The sequence below is a fragment of the Candidatus Poriferisocius sp. genome (assembly GCF_965208475.1).
In the GTDB taxonomy this organism is placed as follows: Bacteria; Actinomycetota; Acidimicrobiia; order Acidimicrobiales; family Bin134; genus Poriferisocius.
This window is the reverse complement of record NZ_OZ242338.1, coordinates 2,139,742-2,165,418: the sequence shown is the minus strand read 5'-3', so window position 1 is coordinate 2,165,418 and position 25,677 is coordinate 2,139,742. Positions and strand designations below refer to the sequence as shown.

Below are 25,677 nucleotides of genomic sequence, written 5' to 3'. Positions count from 1 at the left end.
CCGCCGACAAGATCGTCTCCGAGACCCGTGCCCTGATGGAGTAGAAGGCTGGTTGCTGAACGTATTGCCGGTCGTTCCTGCCTTCCCAGCCACCTAGACTTCAACATTCAAACCACTGCGGGCAAAGATGCTCGCTGACACTGCCCACGTAGCTCAGCCAGGACAGAGCAGGGACCTCCTAAGTCCAAGGTCGCAGGTTCGAATCCTGCCGTGGGCGCTTCCGGGTGTTCTCAGCAGTTGCTCGATGGTCCCAGTTGGTCCCTGTTTTCCCAGTGTAGCGACCGTTTCAGTCAGTTTGGAGTGGTAGGCTGTTCTCAGCAATTACCGGGCTATCCCCGAAAAAGTGGGGGATGGGAATGTCGCTTTTGACCGCTGTGGAAGTGAAAAATGCCGGTGTGGGAAAGCACCACGACGGGCGCGGATTATTCTTGCGGGTGTACAAATCGGGGTCGAGGTGCTGGGTTCTGCGCCTGACGGTGGACGGGCGCCGCCGCGAGATCGGCTTGGGCGGCTGGCCCGCGGTGGGCCTGGCCGACGCCCGCCGCAAAGCGCACGAGCACCGCGCGGCCGCCGCCGACGGGCGCGACCCGCTCGCCGACAGGCGCCGCTGCGACGTGCCGACGTTTCGCGAGGCGGCGAGGATCGTGTGGGAGGCGAACAGGGCAAGGTGGCGCAACGAGCGGACCGCTACTTTGTGGTGGGCGTCGCTGGAGAACCACGCTTTTGCGGCCATCGGCGACATGGCCGTGGACCGCATCACCCAGTCCGACGTCTTGGGGTGCGTGGAGCCGATCTGGACGACCCGCACCGAGACGGCACGCAAGGTCCGCCAGAGGATCCGCACCGTGTTGCGCTGGTGCCAGGCCCACGGCTATGTCGCCGTGAACGCGGCCGGCGAGGCCATCGACGGCGCACTGCCGCCCATGCCGCGGGTCAAGGCCCACTTCCGCTCCCTGCCCTATGGCGAGGTGGCCGACGCGCTCGGCGTGGTGGACCGCACCGGCGCGTCGGCGTCGGCCAAGCTGTGCCTGCGCTTCGCGGTGTTGACCGCGGCCCGCTCCGGCGAGGCCCGCAACGCCTCATGGTCCGAGATCGACTTCGCCGCCCGCGAGTGGCGCATCCCCGCCGACAAGATGAAGGCCGCGACCGAGCACCGGGTGCCCCTCAGCGACGCCGCCCTCGACGTGTTGGACCGTGCCAAGGACAACCACGACGGCTCCGATTTGGTGTTCCCCTCCCCCCTCAGGCCGGGCCGCCCCCTGTCGGACATGACGCTCACGAAAATCCTTCGCGACGCAGGCCTGGCCGAGCGGGCCACCGTCCACGGATTCAGAGCCAGCTTCAGAACATGGGCACTGGAGCAGACCGACACCCCCTGGGCAGTCGCCGAAGCCGCACTCGCCCACACCCTCGGAGACTCAACCCAACAGGCTTACATCCGAGGCGACGCCTACACCAAACGCCGCAACCTCATGGGCCAATGGGCCGCGTACCTGCAGACAACCTGAGCCCAGCTGGCCATCAGCTGCCGCTAGCAGAGCCATCCCCGCCGGTGCTGCCACCCAAACGATGACACGCATGTAGTGCCCACGGAGGTTGTTAGCTCCGCCAGGCGGCCTCTCCTGCTCCATCAGTGACATATTCTTACCTCCTGATCGAGGTGACCGGCCCAAGGAGGACACTCAGCCGCCCCTTCGGAAGGGCGGTGAGGTCTTATCCAATATCGGCAGAGGCCGATGCCAGAGACCCATTTCGACGCAGGTAGATGGAAGATGGTTTTCGCCAAGGTGTCGCGAGGTTGGAAGTCTACGAAGTAGCTTACGGCAGCTTGCCATCTTTGGATATAAGCCCCAAGTCCCTCTATAGCAATGCTTAAAGGCACACTTTCCTATCTCGCAATGGTCTCAAGGAATGATGAGGCAGCATCTGGATCGTTGAATTTGCCTGTAAGCGAATCGCCATTTGAATATATTACTTCGACTTCAATTCGAGCCAGACTGCCAGGAATATTGAATTTGCTTGAATCCATCAGAAAGTGTTGTGCCTCATCAATAAGCAAAAAGTCAATTGAAGATCCAAATAACGGCAAAATTCTGATCTGCTGAATCGCCCTTCCAAACGATAGCCTCATAGCCACTATAAATTCCGCAACCTTGTCTGAGCATATGTCAAACAGATTCTCCGATACGGAGTCCTTCTCATCTTCAGTAAGACCCTGCCAAGCATCAATTTTTTCTCGTAGTTCCGGAACTGGGGTGCTTTCTTCTGTTCTAGCGTCAATTCCCACACTCTCAAAAGCTGCCAGCACCGATTCGTAGTCAAAGTACAGAATGTGAAATCCCAACGAGGACAACTGTTCCAATGCACCTTCAGTAAACTCTCCTGAGATCACTGCTCCAAGAAAAGGTCTGTGAACTGCGTATGTCTCAGCGAGGGGTAGAACTGCTCCTTGGATCTCTTGAGCTTTATTGCGAGAGTGCTTTGTGTAGCGTCTCCATGCCACCTCAATGAAGCCAGCAGGGTCTCCTCTAGAATGATCAGTGCCTCTTCGCTCAAGAACAAAATCTAGATCATGAGTGTTGCCATATTTGTCGGTCCACGTTACTTTCTTACCCTTACGAGCTGCCCTCGGCCCTTTCTGGTCAAGGTACAAAGAATATTCGTTGGCCACGGACTGAAGAAGTGGCTCAACACCTCTCTCTATGACGTTGCCGATAGCTTGGCCCCATGTATGTGCCGGGGATTGTGCCACTAACCCTGTACCTCCAAGACGCCTTCCTTCAAGGGCACTCGATGCTTACGGTTTTTCCACTTAATGTTTCTATCTCTCGTTTTTGTGAACCTATATGACTCAAAACCGGCAGCCACTGCTAACTCTCCATGAAGTTCGTCTACGGGAGTATGAACCCCATAGGGTGCTGAATCCCCCACTACAAATAATGCCTTTCCTCCCGGCCTAACTGCCGCCCTTAAGTATTGCCAAACTCTGGCCATGTCGAGAAAATAGGCAACTACCATCGCGTGATACGCCTTCTTGCCACCGCGTGTGCTCCGAACAGAAGATAATTCTTCGTATATTGGCCCTAGTCTGTCAACTATTGGAGTAAGAAGAGGATCTTCGATAGCTGCAGATGCATCGTAGCCAACCATATGTTGGCTGCAAGCGTGGATAAGGGGTTCTCTCACTCTCTTTAAATCTGAGTAAGCGGCTACCTCGCCCAAGAATGTCATTTCCAAGCGCGTGGCATCCGCATAGTCATAATTATTTGCATATGGTGGAGATGTAACCACTATATCTATTGAGTCTTTAGGCACCTTAGATGGTTGCCGAGCGTCATGTTGCAAGATGCTCATATTGCCGCTCAGCTTGCTCCTAATGACCGAAATGTCCCCAGCGATCATTCTGGCCTTCTGCATGAAGCCTTCTGAGGGGCCTACAGTGTTGATTTTCTTCTTGTTGGGAAGAACATACTGCCATTGTGCTGTACCGACATGACTTGCTGGTCGAAGTGTACTGACCAACGCCAACCATAAGAGCTTCCAAGTGGAATCATCCATATCTATGGTGGCTCCATTGAGTGCCTCCTGGAGTCCCCGTAATTCGGCCAGCGTTTCTTCGGAATAGCATTTCTGTAACAGTTTTGGTTCCTGATCATTACACCTGTTCGCCCCGGTATTCTTAGATGCTTCGATTACAGAGTGTGCGGACTGCAAGATCATTTCTGGATCGGCATCACTACACTGGACCTTGGCGTCTGCAACTCGAAATATGAAATCTTGTGCCTCCCACCCAAAGCTGTCACAACCAAGAGCCGAGGATGCAAGTAAAGTAGTCCCACTGCCTGCAAATGGGTCGAGAATAACAGCTTTACTCTGCCCTGCGCAGGTCAAGAAGTCGCTAATAGAGTTCACAACCCATTCCGCAGAATAGCCGGCACTAAATCGGAACCATCTGTGAACAGGAAGCGTCATATTGTTCACGAAAGTCGGGGCGTTGCTCCGAAGAGGCCCACTTGGAGATGCTGATTCGAAGAGTCGAGGCTGTGTCATCGACATATGGGACATTCTAAGCACCTGGGTGACACTTGGATATGCATACCCATTTCGAAGCTGGGCGAACTCCTCGTTCTCAGGGTCGCGGTCGATGACCGGGTCGATAATAGCTAGGCCGCCATCCGGGTGCTCCACCACTACCTCGTGGAGCACGCTCAGAGCCTGATGCTCAGACCCTTGTCGGAGTGGAATATCACCCCGGCAGTGCGGCCGCTTCTGGATGCGGCGGCAGTGTCGAGGGCGTCGACGACCTGCCGGACCGCCATGTTGACGGCCATCGAGTACCCGACCGCCCTCCTGGATCCGACGTCTGACACGACGGCGAGGTGCAGCCTTCCCTGGGCGGTGGGGATGTCGCCGGCCCGCACCGCGTCGGGTCGCCCGGGGCGGAAGCCGCGGCGCACCAGGTCCCTAGGAGCCCGTTCGACGCCTCGTGGCCCCTTCCAGCGGGGCTTGCGCCGTTTATGGATGCCGCAGATGCCGTGGTGTCTCATGAGCCCACAGACCCGCTTGGGGTTCACCCGCCGGCCGCGGCGGCCCAACTCCGCGGTCACCCGCCGGCCGCGGCGGCCCAACTCCGCGGTCACCCCGGGCGAGCCGTGGGCCCCTCCGGAGTCGGCGTGGACACGGCGTATCTCGGCGACCACCTCGGCCTCGGCCAGCTCGGCTGGGGGAGGGCCCCGCCTCCTGGCGAGCGGCCCAGTCGTAGAACGCCTGGCGGCTCACGCCGGCTGCCCGGCACGCGGCTGTGGTCGAGAACCCATCGGCCCTCCGGGCAGCGACCCACCTATAGCGGGCCGGTGGCCCGACTCGTGCACCCAATAGGCCGTCGCTCGCATGGCAGTTCACGCCCCCGTTCGCAGCTTCGAGTTCTCCCGGCGCAACCGCACCAGTTCAGATCGCTCCTCCGTCGTCAACTCCGGTTTCTCCCCGCGGTCGATCCGGGCCTGGCGGACCCAGTTCCCTAGACTCGTCGCCCCGATGCACAGATCATGGGCCACACGGGCGCTCGGCCGGTCCCCGTCCAACACCAACGCCACCGAATCAGCCTCGAACTCCTTGGTGAAACGCCGCCTAGACCTGCCCGGCGGCCCCTCCTTTTCCACCAATGACATAGATACCTCCTAATCAAGGTGACCGGCCAAAGGGAGGATGCTCAATAGCCCCCGCTCATGCCAGCCATCATGCAACACCACACCGGTCGCAACCGGTCGCAAGCCCTCGAAACCAGTCGCCAGACCGGTCGCGGGCCGCCAAAACCGGTCGCGACCAGCCCTCCACAGCGGCCGCAACCCGCCCGCAACTCGACAAGGCCTGCCGCCTGGCCCCGAACCACTCCAGCCCAGACCATGTGTTGCGTCTGATTTCGCGCGACGGTTTCCCGGTTTTTTCAGGCCGCATGTGGCAGGGTTGTTGGCCTTGATTTTGGAGGCTATCAGCGATGAGTGCAGTTCCGAGGAAACCGAAGCGGGTTTTGTCTGCGGAGCAGAAGTACGACTTGTGGGTGAGGATGCTGTCGGGGCAGCTCACCCAGTCCGACGCGGCGGCGGAGGCGGGGGTGGACCGGTCGGTGATCGCCCGGTTGCGGGCGGTGGCCCGCGACGGGGCTGTTGCCGCGTTGCAGTCGTCGAAGCCCGGGCGGGCTCGCAAAACGCCCGCGGAGGCGTCGGAGGCCGCCGCGCTGCGCGCCGAGGTGGAGCGGCTGCAGGCCACGGTCGTCGAGCAGGCGGTCGAGCTGGCGGCGCTGCGGGGAAAATCGCGTTGGGGATGAGCGGCCCGATCCCCGCCCGCGTCGACGGGGCCGCTAAAGCGGCCCTGTTGGGCCTGGTCGACGACGCGGTGTCGGCGGGGTGGACGCTGGGCCGGGTCTGCGGCGTGCTGGAGATCGACCGGTCCCGGGTGTGGCGCTGGAACCGGCGCCGGGCCGGCGGCCGCCTCGACGACCGCGCTCCCGGGGGCAGTCCGGTGCACGGGATCTTGGACTGGGAGCAAGACGAGATCGTGGCGCTGTTCGACGAGTGGGGCGACACAGACCGCTCGCACCGCAAGCTCGCCCACCGGGGCTCCTACCAACAGCGGGTGTGGGTGTCGCCGTCGACTGTGGACCGCGTTCTGGCACGCCGCGGCCTCGCCCTCAAAGGAGAGCCCCGTCCCGCTCCCAGGCCCAAAGCGCCCTGGCCCCAGTGGTGCCAATGGCGCCCGAACCAGCTTTGGTGCTGGGACGCCTCCCAGTTCCAGCGCTGCACCGCCGCCAAGCACGCCTACGCGATCGTCGATGTAGTCAGCCGCAAATGGATCGCTGTGCACCTCACCGCCGCCCCCGACTCCGTCGCCGCCCGGATCCTGTTCACCCGAGCGCTGCAAAACGAGGGGCTCCTCACCGAGGAGCTGGCGGCCCGCCTCGGCGACCCCCAAGCAGCGCTCCCCGACGACGACCAGGTCCCGCTGCTGCTGGCGATCTCGGACAACGGGACAGAGATGCACGCCAACGACACCCGCAAGTTCATGGCCCTGTGCTCCATCGCCCAGCAGTTCGGACGCCCCTCGACGCCGACCGACCAAGCCTGGATCGAGTCGCTGTGGGGCCACGCCAAACACGAGCACCCCCACCTCAACGACATAGACGAACCCGAAGTGCTCAGAGCCGAACTCGAGCGGATCCGAGCCCACTACAACGAAGTCCGCCTCCACGAAGCCATCGGCTACGTCACCCCCAACGACGAACACCAGGGCCGAGGCGAAACCATCCGAGCCGCCCGCCGACAAGGAATGCGAGACGCCGACCAAAAACGCCGAACATGGCACCGGAGCCACAAATGACCCCGACCGCTACACTAACCAACAACCACCCGCCAACCACCCGCCAAAGCGACTTGAAAAACACGCCCAACAGTCGCGAAGAATCAGAAACACCTCACCTGCCGGCCCCACACTCGACGCGACACGTCTGACAACAGGCACAAGGCCAACATTCTGTGGAGTCAACGCCGAGCGCAGGACCGGACCGTAACCCCCCGGCTGAGGGCCCCGGCAGCGGTCTGTCAGTTTTTTTGTGTAACAGGTCGTGATGGTTTTCATTTGATGTGGTCGGCGATCCGGTCGCCGTAGTGGATGGTCAGTGTGTTCAGTATGGCTTTCCAGCCGTTGGTCTTGCCGGTGAGGTTGCTGCGGTTCTTTCGTTTGGTGGTGGCGACAAGGTAGAGGATTTTCATGGCGGCCTGCTCGTTGGGGAAGTGCCCTCGGTGGCGTACCGCTCGTCGGAACCTGGCGTTGAGGCTCTCTACGGCGTTGGTATCGGGTATGAAATCTGCGGCGTCTCGGGCGCTTGCTGCTTTGGCCGGTAGGGTCTGGGTTGCCGGGTTCGGGGTGCTGAGGAGGAACAGCTAGGGCAGGCCGTCCTTACACAGTGAGCTGCGAGCTCGTGTTAGTACTTGGCCGCCCCTGCGACTGGCCCGGCTGCGCTGTGAGCGCGAATCCGTTTTTGTCGTGTCCGCCCGGCGGTTCCTCATTGATGTCTGAGAGGAGCTGTCATATGCGGTGGATTGGGATGGACGTGCATCGTTCGTTTGCGCAGATCGCCGTCGTCGAAGCGGGGGTGTGCCGCGACGAGGGGAGGATCGGTGTGCGTCCGGAGGACCTGCGGGCTTGGGCGGAGGAGTTCTTGGAGCCTGGCGACGAGGTGGCTTTGGAGGCGACGACGAACTCGGACGCGATCGCGGTGATGCTGCGCGGGGTCGTGGCCCGGGTGGTGGTGTCGAACCCGCGCAAGACTCGGGCGATAGCGGAGGCGAAAGTCAAGACCGACAAGGTGGATGCCCGCATCCTTGCGCAGCTGTTGGCGGCGGATTTCTTGCCGGAGACGTGGGTGGCCGACGACCGGACCCGCCGCCGCCGGCGTCTGGTCGCCCAGCGGACAAATCTGGTGAAGCAGCGGACCAGGCTGAAGAACAGGGTGCATGCGATCCTGTCGCGGAACCTGGTGGCGACGTGCCCGCACTCTGATCTGTTCGGAAGCGCCGGCCGCCGCTGGCTCGCCGGCCAGGACCTGCCGGGCGACGAGCGGCGCAGCGTCGAGGCGCTCTTGCGCCAGATCGACTTCCATGGCGCAGAGCTCACCGAGGTTGAGCAGGACATCGCCGCCGACGCCCTGGATGATCCGGTGATCGCCCGGCTGATGACGGTGCCGGGGATCAACGTGACCGCGGCGATGTCGATTGTTGCCGCGGTCGGCGACTTCTCACGGTTCGAGTCGCCGGACCGCCTGGTGTCCTACCTCGGGTTGAACCCGAGGGTGTCCCAGTCGGGAAACAGCCCGGCCGCCCACGGGCGGATCACCAAAGCCGGACGCGGCCAGGCCCGAGGCATGCTGGTCGAGGCAGCGTTCTCCGCGGCGCGAGCCCCCGGGCCGCTGCGGGCGTTCCACCGGCGCATCCATCAGCGCCGCGGCTTCCAAATCGCCACCGTCGCCACCGCCCGAAAAATGGCGGTGCTGTGCTGGCACCTGGTCACCAAAGGCGAGGACTACGCGTTCGCCCGCCCCAGCCTGGTCGCGCACAAGCGCCGCGGCCTCGAGCTCGCCGCCGGATCCGAATCCCGCCGCGGGCCGACCGCCGGGCCGTCGCGGGACTACCACATCAAAGAGCTGCGAGACGCCGAGAAAGCCCTCGTCGAGCAACAAGAGCGGGCCTACGAGGTCCTCGTCTCCCACTGGCAGCCCCAAAAACCCGCACCCCCTGCTTGACAATTGCATCCGTGGTGTAGACCACCCGGCGCAGCTCGGCGGGGAACTCCAGGAACGGTGTGAACTCGTCCCAGCTGTTGCGCCAGGCTCGGATCATGGCCGGGTAGGTGCCTTCCCAGTCTTCGGCGAACGCCCCGAAGCGGGCCTCGGCGACCCCGACGGTGGGAGCGGTGTAGATCTCGCGCATGGACTTGGTTCTCTGGCCCCAGTGCTTCTTGGAGGCGTATCTGAGGCTGTTGCGCACCATGTGCACCACGCAGGTCTGCACCGTCGCCTCGGGCCAGGTCATGCGGATCGACTCCGGCAGGCCCCTCAGCCCGTCGCAGCACACGATCAACGCGTCGGCCAGGCCCCGGTTGCGGAGCTCGCCCAGCATCGCCGCCCACTGTTTGGCGCCCTCGCCTCCCGATGGGCCCAGCCACAGGCCCAAAACGTCTCGCTCGCCGCCCAGATCCACGCCGATGGCGACATAGACGGGCCGGTTCGCGACCTGCGAGTCGCGGACCTTGACCACTATCGCGTCGATCAGCAGAACCGGGTACACCGCGTCGAGGGGCCGGTTCTGCCAAACGGCCATGTCGGAGACGATCTCGTCGGTGATCTTGGAGATCGTCTCCCGGCTCACCGACGTGTCGTAGATCTCTTCGAGGTGCGCCTGGATCTCGCCGGTGGTGAGCCCCTTCGCGTAGAGGCTGATCACGTTGCCCGACAGGCCGTCCAAGCGGCGCTTGTGCTTGGGCACCGTCCCAGCGGGGAGAAGTCTCGGTGGGCGAGTACAGCCACCGCGACCATTCGGGCCGGACGATGACCACGCCCTCGGCCGCCCCCTCGGCTCCGGCCTGCGACTCCCAGTGGGGCCCGTAGTACCGCTCGTAGTCCTCGAGAAACCGGTTCGGGAAGGTCCAGGCGACCCGCACAAGCCCTCTTCGAGGTCGTGGTAGCCGCCCTCGTACCCGTTCATGAACACCGGCAGGTCCTGGTCAAGAGATAAGAGATGATCGACGAGCTCTGAGACTCTCACAGCAGGGGGGCCTCCTCGCTGGTCGGACAGCCCCGAAGCGGGCTGAGGTAGGGCCCTACAGTCTCTCACGAGCGCTCGTGGGCGCCCACGGGGTTTTCCGGCGGGGAACCGGGCATCTCAGCAGCCGATAAGAACCCTGCGCCGAGGTCAGCTGCTTCGGCGGGCCAGTTCGGCTGCGGCTGCTCGGCGGACGTCCGGTTGGCTGTCGCGGGCCAAGGCGTCGAGCACACTGTCCGGGACCGTCGGCGACGACGCTACGGTCGCCCGGATGACCTCGCTCGGCGAGGCGGCCAACTCCTCGAGCACCTCGGCCGGAGTTTCGGGGTGGAAGGCCACCATGGCGACCAGCGCCTGTTGCCAGCGGCCTGAGAGTACCGTCTCTGCGATCCGGGCCATGGCCGTGTCGGTGAGGTAGCCGTAGTGGGCGGCGAGCCCGGCCGTGTCGCTTTGCAGCCAGACCTCGAACCGGACGCCCTCGGGGATGGACAGGTTGGCGGCGACGATGCCGCTCAGGCCCACGTCTTGGGCTAGCAGCTCGAGTGCGGGGTGTTAGCCAATTTATCTTAGGGGACTTGAACTGGGGATTTGTGGGGGGCCTTCGCAACCTCCATATCCCCGGAATTGCACCTCCATATGGCGGGGGTGTCGGCATATGACTTTCTCTGCGAATTCCCAGGTCAGGGCTGTTCCTTTTGTCGGCCCGTCCCGCTTCAAGCTTAACTTCCACTACCAGGTGCGTGGAGGTATCGAAACCAGTCTTCGCTGCTCGGTGGAGCCGCCCGCGGGAGGCGAAAACTGCCGTTCCGTCTCTTTAGGCCGCCATATGCAAGCTGGGCAGCGGCGCGTTATAACTGCGTACTCAGCCTGAACTGGAGACTGCTCTCGATCGCCGCGGCCGAAGTGCGTTGAACAGTTGGCTCTTAAGTCGCTAGTGGGATACGCGTGGACGGGCCACTTCACGGCTGGGAGGGGCAGCAGGGAGCCTGCGAAGTCGATTTGTGTATTGAGAGCGGGCCGGGCAGCCTCCGTTTCCTCCTGGCTAGCTCCACTGGTTCGTCGGATGCCACACTGCCAAATACCGGTGCCTCGCTGTTGATACTGGGCACTGGCCGCAGTTGCCTGTTGAAGCACATGGCCTGTTGGGGGGGAAGGCCCATGGCTCAGGGAGGTTCTATCTCGGCTTGGCCGCGAGGATTGGGGGCGCATGAAACTGACCCGAATTCAGATCAAGAACTACCGGTCGATCTTCGCTGGGGAGGGCAGCGGCGACTTCGATCTGGAATTGGGCGACGGCATGAACGTCCTGGTCGGGCCCAACAACTGCGGCAAGTCCAACGTGCTGAGAGCGTTGTCGCTGGCTCTCGATCCCGACTTTCCCTACAACCGGGCCCATGACAGGCCCGCAGTGCAATCGGTGTCGATGCCGGTCATCACACTCACCTTCCACAGCGAAGGCCAGGGCCGGGAGGACACGCTGCTGCGTCGCCTCGCTGATTATGAGCGGAAGGTCAAACAAGACGGCCGGCCCATCTATGCCGACGATGGGATCATCAAGCTGCGGGTGTCCATCGAGGGCGGTGAGAGCTCCAAAGGCATACGGCGGTCGGTGTTCGGCGCCCGCGGCGTCGGCGCCCGATCGCTGGCCTCCGACGATAAGACCGCGTGCCGGGCCTATGACCAGTTCCGCAAGTGTGTGCGCTTCGTGATGATCGAGAGCGGCCAGAGTCTGGAGAGCGTGTTGGAAGGGAGGTTCCGCGAGATCCTCCGCACCGTGGTCGCCGACCATCTCAAGGGCCAAGTCGCAGCAGCCGAAGGACTCCGCTCGACATACATCAACGACTTGCAGAGCGAACTGCTCGCTCCTCTGACTCAGCGCATCGCCGACATGTCATCCCAGATATTCCCGGAGATCTCCGGTGTGGTACTAGACCCGGCGGTGCGGCCCCTGGACGAAACCATCGCGGGCATGCGGTTGCTCCTGGAAGATGCGGCCCTCACCGAGCTGGCTGACAAGGGCACCGGTATGAGGGGCGGCGTGCTCACGGCCATGCTCAGCTATTTGGCCGACAACGGGAAGCAATCAATGATCTTCGCCGTCGAGGAACCCGAGGCCTTTCTCCACCCGTCCGCCCAAGAGTGCCAGAGGGAAGACCTCGAAGCTCTTGCCGAGCGCAACGACGTTTCTCTTCTAGTCACCACCCACTCTCCGTTCCTTGTGTCCCGCCACCAGGAGGCCCGCATCTACGCCTTGGCCAAAGACGGAGAAGGACGAACCTCAGTGGAATCCACAGCACAGGGATCAGAGCCCCAAGCAACGCTCCTAGGAGGCCTGTTCCGGGACCGCATCTATGCCCACCTACTTGAACAGGCTGCCGCATTCCCTGAGAAAACGGCCGGAGTCGTCATTGTCGAAGGGGGGACTGATGCCAGCTATTTCAACACCGCGGTTCGAGTCGCCGATAGAGAGGATCTGCTGGTCGGCATCCACGTGGTCGCCGCCGAGGGCGCCAACGACGCAGTGTTGCGAGCAATCATCTTGCGGGAGACCTCAGGGGTGCCAGTGGTAGTACTGCTCGACAACGATGTACACGGCAAAGAAGCGAAAAAGAAACTGACCAAGAACTTCAATTTCAAGAACAGGCTGGAGGTAGTCCGCTACAACCAATTCTTCGAGCACGAGGACTTTGCGTACGAGGCCGAGGACTTATGGCCGGACCAGCTGATAGGAGGCTTTGTAAGCGGCAGAGGCGAACAGGTGCTGAAAGATTCGACAGTTCGGCCTGACGGTCAGGCCCACTACGACATCCGGTTCGAATTCAAGGGCGAGCTGGCCCGGTACGTGGACGAACAGGCCAAACCGGCCCATTGCGGGCGCTGGATTGACCTGTTGGAGCATCTCCGCTCCGAGACGAATCTGCCGCCTACGACCGGCGAAGGGCCGTAGCGCTGTTTGTCTAGGACCGGGGCGCAATGGGGCGCAACCACTATGGCCGGTCACCGCAATCTGGCCCGGCGAGCAGCGGCAGGATCGGATTCGACTCCCCAATGGGGGTGCTGGGCGCCAAGCAGCTGCGGCCTTGCTGTTGCGACGTTTGAACTCGAGTTGGCTGAAACGGGCGCTATGCCGAATGTGGTTTCAGCCTCCGTTTGGGCTGGCTTGGCCACGGTCGAGGCAGCGGGCGGATCCCAGCTGCTGGATGAATTCTGCATGGTCTCCTCGTCCCGGTTCAATCAGGGGCTCGCCCTCTGATTCGAGGCGAATGCGGATGGTACCGGCGCAGTTTTGGCCACCGTTGTCGGGATCGCATTTCCTGGTTGCCTGGGTGCAGATGAGTGGGCTGTCGTGTTGTGCCGCTGATGCGAAGAAATCTTCGCTGGGATGGTTGTAGCTGTTGTTCGCGCCGACGCTCACAAGGACCGCCGACGGGTCCAGGAGGCGGAACAACGTCTCGTGACTGCCGGCGATGCTCCCACCGTGGTGGGGCCATCGCACGATCGGCTTATCCGGCAGGTTCTCGTACAGCGATTCCCAAGCTTCGAGCTGCGCGTCGCTGCCGATGATCACGCTACGGTCTTCCGACTCGATCAGCACGATGACGCTGGCCAGGTTGGGATTGCGGGCGACGATCGCCTTTGACAGCTGGTTGTGCGAGGGGGCGAGCACTGACCACGTCATGGACCCGAGCGATTGAGGCCCGATGTCCGGCTGGGCCCTGCTTCCTTCTTCGTCGAGCTGGGTGGCGCGTCGCAATAGACCGGAGATGCGGGATTCGCTGTCCTTTGTGCCGCCTTGGCGTCGATGCTCGGCGATGAGGGCATCGTGGTTGTAGTACAGCCTGCCTTTGAAGCGTGGGCCTAGTTGGTCGATTGCGTTGAGCAGGCCGCCGAAGTGGTCAAGGTGGGAGTGGGTGATCACTGCGGCGCTGAGCTCTGAATAGCCCAACTCCTCGAGCTCGGCGACGGCGATATCTTGGCAGTCCATGTTGCAGTCGATCAGGAGAGCCTGCTTGGTCTGGCCGTCTACTGCGATTGTGCAGTCGCCTTGGCCGACATCGACGATAACGACAGTCCCGGGCATGGATGGGCTTCAGGCCTGCCTACCGGTCGCCGGCGGGGCCGTCAAGGTCGAAAGTCCGCCAAGCCATCGGCTGGAACTCGAATATCGCGTTGCCGATGTCGTCTTGAGCTTCAATTCCTCTGGCCTCGAATGTCGCTCCTGGCCGCAAGAGCCATCCGGGCATGCGCGGCGGCACTTCCAGGAGGACTCCGTCGTCTGGTGTGACCCCGTTGATCCAGATGCGCACGAGTTCGCCTTCGACGTCGAGCACGGCCCCGACCCGGCGCATTGCCGCCTTGTCCGGCACCGCCGGGTGGGCGCCCACTCGGTATCGGACAGACCCGTCGGGCGCGGGGTGTCCCGACAACAGTCGGGCCGCCTTGTCCCGGAAATCCCCGCTGACGGCGTAGGCCTCCCAAACCGCCCTTTCGATTTTGCTTAGGACGGCGTTCAGCGAGGACACGTCCCCTGCGAGGTTGGATGCCTGTCGGCCCAGCTCGCCCAGGACACGGATCGAGCGTCTGGACATTGGCACGGGGAGGTCCCTCATCAGGCCAGCCGGGATGTTCCGGTCGATTCCCGCGCATGCCGCGTATGCGCTTGCGAAGCCGGAGCCCAAAATGGCGAGAAGGGCATACAGCAGAACAGTGTCTTGCTGGTCGATGGGGGCTACACAGCGGATGCCGTTGGTGCAGGCTACGCCGTGACGGTCGAGCGCCACCCGAAAGCGCCAGGGGTTGTTGGCGTTTCGCGCGGCTGACACGAGAACCTTTTGTTTGTCCTTGACGCTGGCTCCCCTGGCCGACTGGAAGTCTTCAGGGAAGCGAAGGCGCCAAAGGGCGGCTTCCTCCACCGCCCCGTAGGGAGCAACCCTGGAGAACTCGGCTAGGTAGAGGTCTCCTTCACCCCGGTCGCTGATGTTGGGGAGCCGCTGCTGGCCGCTGAGCACTATCGCTACATCTTGGAGTCGGCACACGCTGTTTCCCGGTTCGAGCTGGGGCAGAGTCCGAGACAGTGCGGCCGTCGAATTGCCGACCACAAAGCTGGCGAGGGGCGGCTGCCCGGCGAAGAAAGGCTTGAGCTCGGGTTTCCAGACCTGTCTCACTATTCGCTTTCCGGCCGCGTCGGCCGCCTCTTTCTTGCGCGCGAGTAGCACGGACGAGGGTTGGCTGGACGTGGAGAAAGTGCCGCCGGGAAGCCGCCAGACCTCGAAGACCTCGAACTCGCTGCAGATCCGCTCGCGAGTGGCTTTGCTGTTGCCTGCCGAAAGCCAAGAAGTGGGGACGATCGCCCCCAGAAGCCCGCCCGGGGCCAGTTCGTCTGCGGCCCATCGCATGAAGTCGTCGGCCTTCTGTTGCCTCTTGTGTTCCTCTGTGGTGAGCTTCCAGGGCGGGTTCATCACGATGATCCGAGGGGTGACCGGCAGGTTGTCGGAGTCGAGGGTGTTGCCCGCGTCTATCGACCACCCGTTGCCTGCCGGCTGGGCTTTGAGCAGCAGCGCAAGCCGGGCGATCCCGGCTGCGAAATGGTCTATGTCCTGCCCACGTAGGTGGACTCTCAGATCTCGGTGCTGTTCGTCGAGCGACCAGTTAGGGGGTTGCAGCTTGTGCAGGCGATCGTGGGCAGCGACAAGGAGGGAGCCGGACCCGCAGGCAGGGTCGAACACGAATCGGTCCTTGGGGTCGATGGTCTCGACGGGCAGGCTGTCCAGCAGACGTGCCGCGAGCTCGGGTGGCGTGTAGTGGATTCCGAGTCTGCGCCGGTCATCTTCGGCGACCAGGGCCTGTTCGTAGACCAGGCTGAGAATCGCCGGGTCCATGCTGCGATAGTCGATGCCCCGCCCGAGTTGGTCGACAAGACGAATTAGAACCTGTTTTTCTGTGGCGGTCGAAGTACGGAACCAGTCGAACGTCTCGGGGTGCCTTTGGACCGCTCTCGCGACGACTTCGCTTGCTGATGGTAGCAACCTCGCCGTTGTGCCACCGCTAGGCGACTCCGTGTCACGAATGACCAGGGCGGTCAATGCGCCGATGACGAGGCGAGCAGCCCCGTAGTGGGCTCTTGTCGGCGTTGCCTGGGTCCTCAGGTCCGCGTCCGTCAACGCTTCAGACGCAGAGCGGAGCGCTTCGCCCACAATGGGACCGAGCCGTTCCGAGCCTTTAGCCTTCGCGTTCGCGAGAAAGTCGACCGGAACGTCAAACAGGGGGAGCTGCCGCAAGCCGGCCTTCACCTGCGTCGCCACCTCCGGTCGCAGCCATCGCTCGACTCGGTGGAACGACTCTGAGTCGACTTCTTCCCAAAACCGAAGCCGGTCTGAATCCGCTATCGACAAGTAGAAGCCGCTGCTGTTCGGGGTGAAGACGTAGGGCACTCCAAGTGTGCAGGCGATCCGATGGGCATGGTCTGTCCCGGAGAGTTGGACCACGACCAGCGCCGTGGACATGTCCATCGGAACCGGCCGCTCGAACGCCACTAAGTTGGCCGACACAACCTCCGAGGGGTCTGACACCCATACGGGAAACTCCCTCAAGAACAGGTTGTTGTCGTAGCCAGCCTTGCCTAGAAGCTGTTCGGCGTCGGCCAGGGTCGCATCTCCGCCCATCTCTAGCCAGTCCCAGACATCAGAAGGAATGAAGAACGGAGCGACGGAATCGCTCCGGCTGGCAGGCGGCGACTCCGAGAGTGGTCGACGCTCGGCTCTGGTTCGTTAGGTGTGTATTCGGCGGTGCCGGGGGGAGCCATCTCAAGCAGACAAGGAACGATAAGACAGTATCGCTCCAATACAAGCATGGATTCTGGCTTTTGCGCCTAGTCAACGGGTCTGCTCCCAGGGGGGCTGGCGCGAATTGGGTGTTCACGTCATCTGACCTGGGCATTTCGATAGGCGGAAGAGAGGCGTCAAGAAGCGTTTGACCCAGATTCGGAAATGATTATGACGGTTTCGTTGCGATCTTGGGGTGTGCTCGGGCTTTCCCCAGGTCAGGAGGCTTTGGAATTGTTGGGAAGCACGGTTGGATTGCCTCGGTGGAAATCCGGTGCCGCTGCTGCAGGGAGGCCATCTTCACTCATTGTGCCGCTGCTGTAGCGATGTTCCTGGCATGCCGTTGGCCATTTGGTTTCTCGCTGCTGGCCCCCCCTGTGGGGTGAAGACCAAGCGCCGTCACCTTTGCTTGTAGAGCGGTTCTTCGGTGTAGAAGTTTCAGGGACACGGTGCAGAGGTTCCAGCGGTGCTGGGAGGCCCTTTGTCGGCAAGGGGGGGTGTTCGCCAGTTGCATTTTAGGCTTGTGACCAGGGCTTTTGCCGGACTTCTTCTCAGGGCGCAGAGGCGTTCCACAGAAAAAGCGTGGGCGTTCCACATTCGTAGGGCAGTGTAGCTTTGCCTCGTTCGGGTGTATGCGGGGATTCCCCCAGGTTAGAGGCTTACTGGTGGGGCTGGTCAGAAGCGCTATTGGCTGTCAGGCTCCGGGGCGAGCGAGACCGAAACGACAGGGCCGTTGACGCTGGCTTCGACCTCGACTTTGAGGGGGATTCCCATGCCCATAAGTAACGACACCTCGTCGTGGTCTGCGAGCCGGACGGTACCTGCCACGCCGTCTGAGGTTACAACTTGGATTGGGGCTGGGTCGGGGGCGTCGTGTTGTGGTTCCAATCTCGCCGGTAGGGACGTTGTCACGGGACCCTCCGAGGGGTTGATTCTGAGCTCGCGGATCGAGCCTTCAAGTATTGGGCCCACGACTTGCGCCCCAGGTGCTCGGGCAAAAGACAAGAGGTCTGCGACTTCGGTGGGGGACGCCTCGAAGAGTTGCCGCCACTCGGCAATCGTCTGGTCGCCGAGCCAATCGCGAAGCGTTGAGCCTTCATCGGCCTCGTTGGTGCGTCCACCGGCGTGTTCTGCGACGGTGTTGGCGAGGCGACGGGATCGGACCCTGCCGGTCATGAGGTCTAGGGCCGTCTTGGTGCTGACTCCGTAGTGGACAGCGACGGGGAGCATGTCAGGTACGCGACGGTCACTCCCGCTCGTCTCCAATCGGGCGTTGACCCACTGGATGATGATGCCGAGGGTCCATGGGAGGTGATGCTCGAACACACTGGCGGTGAAATCAGCCAGCGCTTCGGATCGGTAGCCCTCGTCGTCGATCTGGTCCAAGTGGCGATCAGCGAGTTCTTGGATCTCCACGCCGCTGACCCAGTCCAGCACCAGTGCTCGGATGTCGACTGGGATGAATTTGTCGCTAGGTGCTGATCGGAAGGCCTTGAACCCGCGGCGGTTGTTCTCTCCGAGAGCGAGGAGCGTATCGAGGGTCTCAGCGTCGAGAATGAACGCCAGGACAGCAACGAGGTCGCCAAGATCCAGTTCGTGGTCGGTCTCAAACCGGGCCAGGACTTGCTGCGCCAAATTGTCGAGGGCTTGAGCGGTTGGCAGGGATGTCCCCGACCGAGCCCAACGGGCTCGCTGCTCGGCTGGCTGTATCTCGAAGGCAGAAACGGCGGCTTGAATCGATCGGATGAGGCTCTCTTGCTGTTCAGGATCTATCTGCTGCCAGGCCAAGGTGTTCTCGACCACTGAGAGAACTTGGGCGAGCAGCGCTGGAGCCTGGTTCAGGTCTTCCAGCGCCTGGGCGACAAACCAGATGAAGCTGAGGAAGCCGTCGGCGGTAGGTGAGTAGTGCTGGAAGATTGCGTCTTGGGCTGCGCTAGCAACCTCTTCGAAGGTGGCGAGCCCGGCTAGAGCTTCTTCGGTGGTGAGGGCCGAGCGAATCTCAAGGTCGTCGCCGGTTCGCTGAAGCGGTTCAAACATATCTTCGGAGTACTTGGCCGATTGCTCGGCCAAGATCATCCATCCTTCGGTCTCGCGGCCGGCCCGTCCGGCCCGCCCGACAGCGTTCAGCAGCCCTGGTGCGCCGATCAATTCGACCATCTCTCCGTCCTGGTTCGTGTAACCCCGGCGGCCGACGATCACCGTCTTGAACGGCAGGTTGACGCCCTCGATTAGGGTTGAAGTGGCGATGAGGATTGGGATCTGGCCCGCCCGGACAGCGTCCTCGATCTCGGCCTGGATGTCGACCGGGAGTGCGGCATGGTGGAAGGCCACCCCCTTGCCAACCATCGTGGTCAATGGATGGGCATCGGCTAGCCGGGTTCGGGCGAGATCAACGAGCGCGGTGGGTTTGGCGCTTTCGTCATTGATTGTCTCCGCGACTTCTTGGGCCAATTTCTGCGCATCGCGCCTTGTTGGTTGGACGACCAGTACTGGTCCTGATGCCGCCACGTGCAATATGAGCGGCACGAGACACTTTCGTTGTGTCGTTGTTGCGCTGTCTTTGGCCCAATTTCCGTCTCTCTTCTTGCGTAGAACCAGGGTGCCCACGGGCTCGGTGAACCGGCGTCCCACCGTGCTGGCACCGGTGCGGAGGCGGATCACGCCGTTGAGCGGCGCCTGTCGTCGGGCCAGCCTTCTGCCCTTGGCTGGGATGAGTTCTTCTTCGGCCCGGTCGGCCTCGTTGCTGTAGATAGCGTGGAGGCGGCGAGGTCCTCGCCAATCAGTATGGCATTGGACGGTCTCTGCGCCGGCAGCCGTCATCCACTGGATGAAGTGGCTTTGGCTGCCAAGGGCTGCCGACAGGACGAGAATGCGGTGGTTCGAGTCGAGGGTGAGGTAGTGAAGGAACGACAGTGTTTCCTCAAGCCGCCATCCTCGGCCCGGATCGGCCACCAAGTGGGCTTCGTCGATCACGAACATGGCGTACTGGGCTAGAAGTTCGGCCGGGTCTGATCGGAGCAGGGCGGCCAGCTTTTCGGGCGTCATGACGGTGACCCGAGCGGCTGCCGGTTTCATGCGGTTTAGTCCCAGCGGCCCTTCTACGTGGAGCTCGCGGCCGAGGATTCGTAGGCGCCGATCGAGGCTCTTACCGAGTTCTCGACAGAGGCTGTGTGTGGGAGCGACCACGCACACGTCGCCGGCAGTCGATCCCGCGACGTGTGCTGCGATGAGGATCTGCGCGAGCAGGGTTTTGCCGGCGCTGGTCGGGAACGACAGCACGAGGCGGCGGGTTTCGGGATCGAGCGGCGATGGTCCTTCCTGGGTGCCGGCGAGAAAGGAGAGCTGCGGTGGCCACAAGCTCAAGACTGGCGGGTCGCCCAGCGTCATGGCTCGGGCCGCACTCGGGAGATCAGGCGGGAGGACAGCCCAAACCGACGTCGAGGCCAGGTCGCCGCTTATGCGGAGCAGGTGGGCGGCAACCCAGCGGGAGTCGATGTCGGACTCCGCGCTTTCGGCGGTTAGCGCAGCATCAAAGAACTGTACGGCTTGGTCGAGGTGATGCGAGCGGCCATTGGTCAGGTAGTTGATGAGGGCCAGGGCGCCGCGGATCACGCCATCGACTGCCCCATAGGGTGTGGTCGAGAGGTCGCCGAGGTCATTTCGGCGTTGGTTGAGCTGGCCTCGGCGAGCTTCGAGCAAGGGGTACAGGGCTGGTCGGTCAAGGGCGAGGACGAGGACTCCGGCCTCGAGCGACATGCGGCCGGGCTCGCTCCACTCGTAGGGGTCTGAGGGGAGTTGGGCTTGCCGAGCCAACGCGGCGGCGTTCGGGGTGAGCTCGCCACCGAGGTAGCCGACTTGGGCTGCCAGAGTGAGACGGAGATGCTCGGTCGGGGTCAGATCGGTGCCAGCAGATTGTAGGGCCAGATCGAAGATGTGGCCGGACACCTGGTGGGCCAGTCGCTGGCGGGGGAGGTCGTAGAGGCCGAAGTCAGCTCGCGCCGTGGCCACCGCTTGGAGGTACCAGCCGGTATCAAGGACGCGCTCGTCGATGTCGGCCTGCTGGGTGAACAGCCTGATCTCGGTTTCGGCCAAGAGCTGGCGCAGTTCGGCCGGCTCGGGGAGGCGGACGTGAGTGCCGACCGCGGCGGTGAGGGTCTCGAGGTCTAGGGCTCGGTCCATAGACCACACCCTTTCCAAAGCTGGACTCTGACGCGGCGGGCCAACTCGCCGAATTCGCCCATCAGATGTAACTGGGCTTGATGCTGGCTGGGATCGAAGTCGAAGTAGTCGGTGACTCTGTCAAAGCAGTCATCGGCATCAACGTCACTGCCTGTGCCGACGCTGATTCCAACACCAGCGGCGGGATCCCGGTCCACCCAGAGATCGGCCAGAGAGCCGTAGAAACGGGCAAGGGCTTTGTCGTCGTCTCTCCGCTGGGCAACGAGCGAAAAGCGGGCCAGATAGCTCAACGATTGCGACTTCACCTGTTGGCAGGCCCGGTTGACCGTTTCTCTTACCGGGTTGCCGGTGCCGTGGTGTTTTGATTCCCACAGCCGGAAGCAGTAGCCGCGAGCAGCGATTTCGTAGACTGTCAGCCCGTCGCCGCCGGGGTCGGTGACTGACCAGGCATGGCCTTCGACTCGTAACGGGTAGCCGAGGCCGGCATCGATGTTTGACACGACTTCGTGCCAGATCGCTTCGGCCACCAGTCCATGGAGGTGGTTGTCCTGAGCTGGCTGGTCAGGAGTTCCAACATTCTGCAGGAGGCCAGCCTTGAGGATCTGCAGGTCGCTCTCCTCTATAGGGGTTTCACTAGGGTTGAGTCGCCGGGATCGCCAAAGTTGGTGCCGTCGCCGGTTCACGCCGATCCGTTGGTAAGCAATCGCATCGGCCAGGGCGCCCGCTGCTGCGTCGAGATTGGCGGGATCGAGCCGACATCGGAGCTGTGGAAAGCCGTCGGTGTCGGAGAGGTCGAAGTCAAGGAGGTCGGAGAGGTTGCTCACTAGGGTTATCGCTGCGCGACGGTACTCGCTTCTTCCTTGCAGTCCACCGGCGATGGGATTCGATCCTGGAGGGTCGAAGGGGGATCTGTACCCCAAGCTACCCAAGGTGGCGGGCAACTGTCACGCCCAGGCGTGTTCTCCACCAAAAGGCTTTGCAGAGCGTTACAACGTCGCTCCAATATGACATGTCCGCTGTCGCACGCTGACGGGCAGTGCCGACGAGGTGCTCGTGGGAGGGTAGGGGTGGTTGGCCATCTCAGCGATGTTGCGTGATCTGTTTTGGGGTTTGGGAGATGTGGGTGTCAGCGCGGGTATGAGGGATTCCAAAACGCAGCGATAGTACGGCGTGTGCGCGAAATTGCGTAAGGCCTGGTCTAGGGAATACGTAAATTGAACCGCCCTGGTATGACCGGAGGGTCTGGTGGTCCATGGGTTTGGTGGAGGGCTGATGTAGGATTCTGCTGTCATGAACTTGGGAGGTTCACTCACGGCCAACTAGCGGCATCGGCCAACCCGGCACCTCCTGGAGCGGTTCTCAACAGGCACAGAGACATCGCCAGGACAGCATGGTCTGAGCAGGTGGGCAGGCATGAGCAGGTTGCGGGCCTACGTCGACTGTGGTGTTGGGTTTGCGAGAAAACGCGTGGGGGGTCCCACGAAATGGTGGGGTTTGGGGTAGCCGTGGGGGTTCGCCACAAGGGGGGCCTGCGGTGTGAGCCTCGATGGGAGGCCTCACATACCCATCGAGTTGGAACCCTTATGGCGCTGGCCGCTGGAGATTAGAACGTGCCGATCGATTCCCGTTTGCCCCAAATGCCGGCCCGTTGCCGCGTCACGCCTATGCCCAGAGTCCCCCGCCTCCTCAACCACCGCGGCACAGAAGGGGGATAAATTGGGGGATACGAACAAATCTCGTGCAACTAGAACGTATCTACCAGGGAATTCAATAGATTTTCGAATCCTGCCGTGGGCGCTTCCGGTTCAACGATCGCGAGTGGCGCATCCCCGCCGACAAGATGAAAGCCGCGACCGAGCACTGGGAGCCTCTCAGCGACGCCGCCCTCGAAGTGCTCGACCGCGCCAAAGACAACCACGACGGCTCCGATCTGGTGTTCCCCTCCCCCTCAGGCCGGGCCGCCCCCTGTCGGACATGACGCTCACGAAAATCCTGCGCGACGCCGGCCTGGCAGAGCGGGTCACCGTCCACGGATTCAGAGCCAGCTTCCGCACCTGGGCGCTGGAGCAGACTGAAACCCCCTGGGCAGTCGCAGAAGCAGCACTCGCCCACAGCCTCGGCGACTCAACCCAGCAGGCCTACATCCGAGGTGACGCCTACACCAAGCGCCGCCAACTCATGGACCGGTGGGCTGACTACCTGCAGCGGCCATAGACAGGCGGCGACAGGCTGGCCGCCCTAGTAGCGGCAAGAGGGGCGCCTGGGAACCACGCGGCCGGACTCGGGCAATTGCGAGCAGGGGGCCTAGCGGTTGGAGGCCCTTCGCAGAGCGGGTTTCGGGGCTGTCGACTGGCGGCAGCCCCGTTGGCGGTGCTCAGTCGCCGATAGCGAGCACGTCGACGCCGGCGGCGGGGTCCATGCCTAAGGCTTGCGGCCGGCCCATGTCGCACACCCCGGTCGGAGCGAATGCCACGGCCCGTTCGACTCTGATGTAGTTGTAGTTCCCCGGCCAGTTGCGAGCGAAGCCGGCTCCGTCGAGCCCGGTTGTGACCACGAGCATGTCGTTAAAGGACTGATCCAAGATCGCCCGGAGCCGGCCGATAGTCAACGCTGGCCCCCACGAGGCGTCGACGCCCGCTTGAAGGCCGACCCTGTTCTCGCCTACGAAATCTCCGCTCAAACTCCGACAGCCTCCCAGCCGCCGAAGCAACGACAGATTGAAACCGCCCACAGGAAATCCGACAGTCCCGAAGCACGTTCGACTCAAGTGAGTTGATCCTACGATTCACTCTTGATCCGCGCGAACCAATCGTAAACCGGCCTTTTGGCTGTTTTGTCGCGTGTCAAGGTTCTTGGGACAGGTCATGGTTTGGTGCTGACTTGAAGGAGGTCTTGATGGGCCGTAAGCCCACGAAGTCTGTGGAGGACAAGGCGAAGATCGTTTTGGCTGTGTTGCGGGGCGAGGTCACGACCGCTGTTCAGTCGAAGAAGTCCAGGCTAGGTCGGCCAGCGGTCCTTGGGGGAGGTTCGGAGAGCTCGGCTGTGGGCGTGCGGAGGCCACCTGTCGCTTCTTCGAACACGCCTCTGGAGAAATACTCCACCGACATGGAGATGTTGGTGTGGCCCCATGCCTGGTCTATGAGGTCGAGCACCTGGTCCACGTCGCGGTAGCCGATCTCTTGTATGAGGCGAACTGCGTCGTCGAAGTCCACATCTCGGCAGGCGGCGAGCTTCATAGCCAGTATGAAGTGGGGACCGGGGCTCAGCACGCTCAGTCTGCGGCCGCTGTAGAGGGTCTCGAACCTGGGGGTGAGCCTGGGTATGGATATCTTCGCCGCGTCGTTGATCCACTCGTCTCGCAGGCCGTGGCGCTCGCCGACCGTTTGGGCGGCGCTCCTCAGCTCGCCGGGAAACGGCTCGGATATGACGTCGACGTCGTTGGTTCGGCGGATGTCGTATTTCAATAGCATCACCGCCCCGCCGCACGCCACGATCCTGATGGGCTCCCCGTCGTCCAGCTCGCGGTCTACCTCGCCCAATAACGCCCTGAGCGCCGCCGAGTCGAACAGGGGGGCGCCTGGCCGGCTCATCGAAGCCCAAGGGTGTCGGCCTCGTAGTACACGCCGTGCTGCGAGCACACCGCAGGTGCCTGCGATGCCACCCAACGGCCCCAGGCGCTGTCTACAGGGCGCCCGGACATTGTGATTGGATCGGCCAGCCGATGAGAGGCCACCCACTCGGGGATAGCGAAGCCGTCGCGGGCGCACAGTCCGTGCACAACCGCTGCCACAAGGGCCAAGTCTGCGGCACGCCCGCCGGTCGGGGCACGCCCGCCGCAGAGCATCTCCTGGCGCTGGGCCGGGGCCGCGTTCCAGTCCTTGATGAACTGCACGACCGGGCGGTACCGCTCGGGCTGGCACTTGGGATGGCTCATCTCCCTAGGAAGCTCCAACACAGTGATGACCCTCACAGCCCTCATACACCCCATTCTACAACTGGCCGCCCGCCGGCCGACACGGCCGTTGCCGGCTCGGTCGCCTCGCCGGCCAACACCAGCTCGACACTCACGGGCCACCGTCCGCTCGACACCCACCGGCCACCTACCCGCCCCTCACGCCAAGCTCCAACAGTTGCAATCACGCCCGCTATCGTGCCAGACCACACCGGTCGCGACCGGTCGAACCCCCCTGCCACACCGGCCGCAACTCGCAGAACCCGGCATTGACCAGCAGAAACGACCCGGAAACGGTCGCATAACGATCGCAACTGCCAAAACCGCCTCAGAGCCAAGTCCCTACATACCACAGCCCACAAGCCCCCGCGACGACCTGTGGGTCTGTCAGGAATCTCGTGGTTGGGCTCATGCGTTCATCGCACTGAGCCGTCTCCGGCGACGAGATGTTCGCTTTGTTCGACCTCGGTGACAAATTGGCAGTAAATCAACACAGGAGTGGCAAAGAGCCGGGTTGAGGGCAAATCCCCAGATCAGCGCCGAATGGCGTCAGAGGCATTGGATGCCGCAACTCGGAATCCGATGCTCCCCGGCGATTCAGTCGAATCCCCTCCGGGGAGAGAACGACGGGCGGTTCGCACGCCGGTGGCCGACATCCCCCTTGTCCCGCCGCAGTCAAAGTGGAACAAGTGGGAGCCACATACGGCTACCAATCAGAAACGGCACTGGCCCGCACCTGGCGGCCACAGTGCATTGACGGTCAGCGAGCGATGTACGCCGTGGAGCAGAATTCGGCTCTTCCGACCGCCCACACGCCGTTGCTGAATTGCTCGCCGTGCAGAGTAAGTTGGGCGGTGAAGTGTTTGTAGCCGAAGTCAACTCTTTTGCCGTCTATGGGGGACCGGGTAAGCGG

Annotated in this window: 19 protein-coding genes, 1 tRNA gene and 3 pseudogenes; 8 read left to right on the top strand and 15 right to left on the bottom strand. The window is 62.6% G+C overall.

Annotated features, from left to right (window positions below; all coding sequences use genetic code 11):
• Positions 1 to 142: 142 nt before the first annotated feature.
• A tRNA-Arg gene (locus ACOGXA_RS10185) sits at positions 143 to 217 on the top strand.
• A 139-nt stretch (positions 218 to 356) separates the two neighbouring features.
• Complete coding sequence (locus tag ACOGXA_RS10180; RefSeq protein WP_419923765.1) at positions 357 to 1,508, top strand: tyrosine-type recombinase/integrase; 1,152 nt, start codon at positions 357 to 359, stop codon at positions 1,506 to 1,508.
• Between the two features lie 380 nt (positions 1,509 to 1,888).
• Here ACOGXA_RS10180 and ACOGXA_RS10175 read toward each other — a convergent pair whose 3' ends face one another.
• From ACOGXA_RS10175 to ACOGXA_RS10155, 5 genes and pseudogenes are all read right to left on the bottom strand, one after another.
• Positions 1,889 to 2,752 carry a DNA methylase gene (locus ACOGXA_RS10175; RefSeq protein WP_419923764.1) on the bottom strand — a complete coding sequence of 288 codons (864 nt, stop codon included), beginning with the start codon at positions 2,750 to 2,752 and terminating at the stop codon, positions 1,889 to 1,891.
• Complete coding sequence (locus tag ACOGXA_RS10170) at positions 2,752 to 4,206, bottom strand: DNA methyltransferase (protein ID WP_419923763.1); 1,455 nt, start codon at positions 4,204 to 4,206, stop codon at positions 2,752 to 2,754. Before ACOGXA_RS10170 ends, ACOGXA_RS10175 begins: the two co-directional genes overlap by 1 nt.
• Positions 4,207 to 4,208: 2 nt before the next feature.
• Positions 4,209 to 4,457: a DDE-type integrase/transposase/recombinase gene (locus ACOGXA_RS10165; protein WP_419926968.1), complete on the bottom strand. Its 249-nt coding sequence runs from the start codon at positions 4,455 to 4,457 to the stop codon at positions 4,209 to 4,211.
• Between the two features lie 60 nt (positions 4,458 to 4,517).
• A pseudogene (locus ACOGXA_RS10160) lies at positions 4,518 to 4,607 on the bottom strand (IS3 family transposase); the annotation flags it as partial.
• A gap of 291 nt (positions 4,608 to 4,898) precedes the next feature.
• The gene (locus tag ACOGXA_RS10155) at positions 4,899 to 5,168 is read right to left on the bottom strand and encodes a transposase (protein WP_419923762.1); all 270 of its coding nucleotides are present in this window, start codon (positions 5,166 to 5,168) and stop codon (positions 4,899 to 4,901) included.
• Positions 5,169 to 5,494: 326 nt separating this feature from the next.
• On the opposite strand from ACOGXA_RS10155, the gene ACOGXA_RS10150 reads away from it, so the two are divergent.
• Positions 5,495 to 5,824 carry a helix-turn-helix domain-containing protein gene (locus tag ACOGXA_RS10150; protein ID WP_419923761.1) on the top strand — a complete coding sequence of 110 codons (330 nt, stop codon included), beginning with the start codon at positions 5,495 to 5,497 and terminating at the stop codon, positions 5,822 to 5,824.
• On the top strand, positions 5,821 to 6,873 hold the full coding sequence (locus ACOGXA_RS10145) for an integrase core domain-containing protein (protein ID WP_419923760.1): 1,053 nt from the start codon (positions 5,821 to 5,823) through the stop codon (positions 6,871 to 6,873). The genes ACOGXA_RS10150 and ACOGXA_RS10145 overlap by 4 nt, the downstream gene beginning before the upstream one ends.
• 254 nt (positions 6,874 to 7,127) lie before the next feature.
• Here ACOGXA_RS10145 and ACOGXA_RS10140 read toward each other — a convergent pair.
• Positions 7,128 to 7,346: pseudogene (locus ACOGXA_RS10140) on the bottom strand (transposase); the annotation flags it as partial.
• 254 nt (positions 7,347 to 7,600) lie between these two features.
• Between ACOGXA_RS10140 and ACOGXA_RS10135 the strand changes: the two are divergent.
• Positions 7,601 to 8,794 carry an IS110 family transposase gene (locus ACOGXA_RS10135; RefSeq protein WP_419926946.1) on the top strand — a complete coding sequence of 398 codons (1,194 nt, stop codon included), beginning with the start codon at positions 7,601 to 7,603 and terminating at the stop codon, positions 8,792 to 8,794.
• On the opposite strand, the pseudogene ACOGXA_RS10130 reads toward ACOGXA_RS10135, so the two are convergent.
• Together ACOGXA_RS10130 and ACOGXA_RS10125 are read right to left on the bottom strand one after the other, a co-directional pair.
• Positions 8,748 to 9,536, bottom strand: a pseudogene (locus tag ACOGXA_RS10130) (IS256 family transposase); the annotation flags it as partial. The gene ACOGXA_RS10135 and the pseudogene ACOGXA_RS10130 overlap by 47 nt on opposite strands.
• Positions 9,537 to 9,962: 426 nt before the next feature.
• Positions 9,963 to 10,334, bottom strand: a complete 372-nt coding sequence (locus ACOGXA_RS10125) for a hypothetical protein (protein WP_419923759.1) — start codon at positions 10,332 to 10,334, stop codon at positions 9,963 to 9,965.
• A gap of 685 nt (positions 10,335 to 11,019) precedes the next feature.
• Here ACOGXA_RS10125 and ACOGXA_RS10120 point away from each other — a divergent pair.
• Positions 11,020 to 12,759 (top strand): ATP-dependent nuclease, encoded by a 1,740-nt coding sequence (locus ACOGXA_RS10120; protein ID WP_419923758.1) that lies wholly within the window; start codon positions 11,020 to 11,022, stop codon positions 12,757 to 12,759.
• Between the two features lie 192 nt (positions 12,760 to 12,951).
• Here ACOGXA_RS10120 and ACOGXA_RS10115 read toward each other — a convergent pair whose 3' ends face one another.
• The 4 genes from ACOGXA_RS10115 to ACOGXA_RS10100 all read right to left on the bottom strand — a co-directional run bounded on the left by ACOGXA_RS10115 (position 12,952) and on the right by ACOGXA_RS10100 (position 21,636).
• Positions 12,952 to 13,893: a ComEC/Rec2 family competence protein gene (locus tag ACOGXA_RS10115; protein WP_419923757.1), complete on the bottom strand. Its 942-nt coding sequence runs from the start codon at positions 13,891 to 13,893 to the stop codon at positions 12,952 to 12,954.
• A gap of 19 nt (positions 13,894 to 13,912) precedes the next feature.
• A complete protein-coding gene (locus ACOGXA_RS10110) occupies positions 13,913 to 16,474 on the bottom strand; it encodes an HsdM family class I SAM-dependent methyltransferase (protein ID WP_419923756.1) in 2,562 nt (853 codons plus the stop codon).
• An 843-nt stretch (positions 16,475 to 17,317) separates the two neighbouring features.
• Positions 17,318 to 20,812, bottom strand: coding sequence for a DEAD/DEAH box helicase (locus ACOGXA_RS10105; protein ID WP_419923755.1), 3,495 nt, complete (start codon positions 20,810 to 20,812; stop codon positions 17,318 to 17,320).
• Positions 20,797 to 21,636, bottom strand: coding sequence for a hypothetical protein (locus tag ACOGXA_RS10100; protein WP_419923754.1), 840 nt, complete (start codon positions 21,634 to 21,636; stop codon positions 20,797 to 20,799). The genes ACOGXA_RS10105 and ACOGXA_RS10100 overlap by 16 nt, the downstream gene beginning before the upstream one ends.
• A 1,016-nt stretch (positions 21,637 to 22,652) precedes the next feature.
• Here ACOGXA_RS10100 and ACOGXA_RS10095 point away from each other — a divergent pair.
• Both ACOGXA_RS10095 and ACOGXA_RS10090 read left to right on the top strand, forming a co-directional pair.
• A complete protein-coding gene (locus tag ACOGXA_RS10095) occupies positions 22,653 to 22,790 on the top strand; it encodes a hypothetical protein (RefSeq protein WP_419923753.1) in 138 nt (45 codons plus the stop codon).
• Entirely contained in the window at positions 22,787 to 23,026 is a 240-nt protein-coding gene (locus ACOGXA_RS10090) for a hypothetical protein (RefSeq protein ID WP_419923752.1), read from the top strand. The genes ACOGXA_RS10095 and ACOGXA_RS10090 overlap by 4 nt, the downstream gene beginning before the upstream one ends.
• 160 nt (positions 23,027 to 23,186) lie before the next feature.
• Here ACOGXA_RS10090 and ACOGXA_RS10085 read toward each other — a convergent pair whose 3' ends face one another.
• The 3 genes from ACOGXA_RS10085 to ACOGXA_RS10075 all read right to left on the bottom strand — a co-directional run bounded on the left by ACOGXA_RS10085 (position 23,187) and on the right by ACOGXA_RS10075 (position 24,791).
• Positions 23,187 to 23,492: a hypothetical protein gene (locus tag ACOGXA_RS10085; protein WP_419923751.1), complete on the bottom strand. Its 306-nt coding sequence runs from the start codon at positions 23,490 to 23,492 to the stop codon at positions 23,187 to 23,189.
• A 298-nt stretch (positions 23,493 to 23,790) separates the two neighbouring features.
• A complete protein-coding gene (locus ACOGXA_RS10080) occupies positions 23,791 to 24,402 on the bottom strand; it encodes a DUF6036 family nucleotidyltransferase (RefSeq protein ID WP_419923750.1) in 612 nt (203 codons plus the stop codon).
• Complete coding sequence (locus ACOGXA_RS10075; RefSeq protein WP_419923749.1) at positions 24,399 to 24,791, bottom strand: hypothetical protein; 393 nt, start codon at positions 24,789 to 24,791, stop codon at positions 24,399 to 24,401. Before ACOGXA_RS10075 ends, ACOGXA_RS10080 begins: the two co-directional genes overlap by 4 nt.
• Positions 24,792 to 25,677 lie beyond the last annotated feature (886 nt).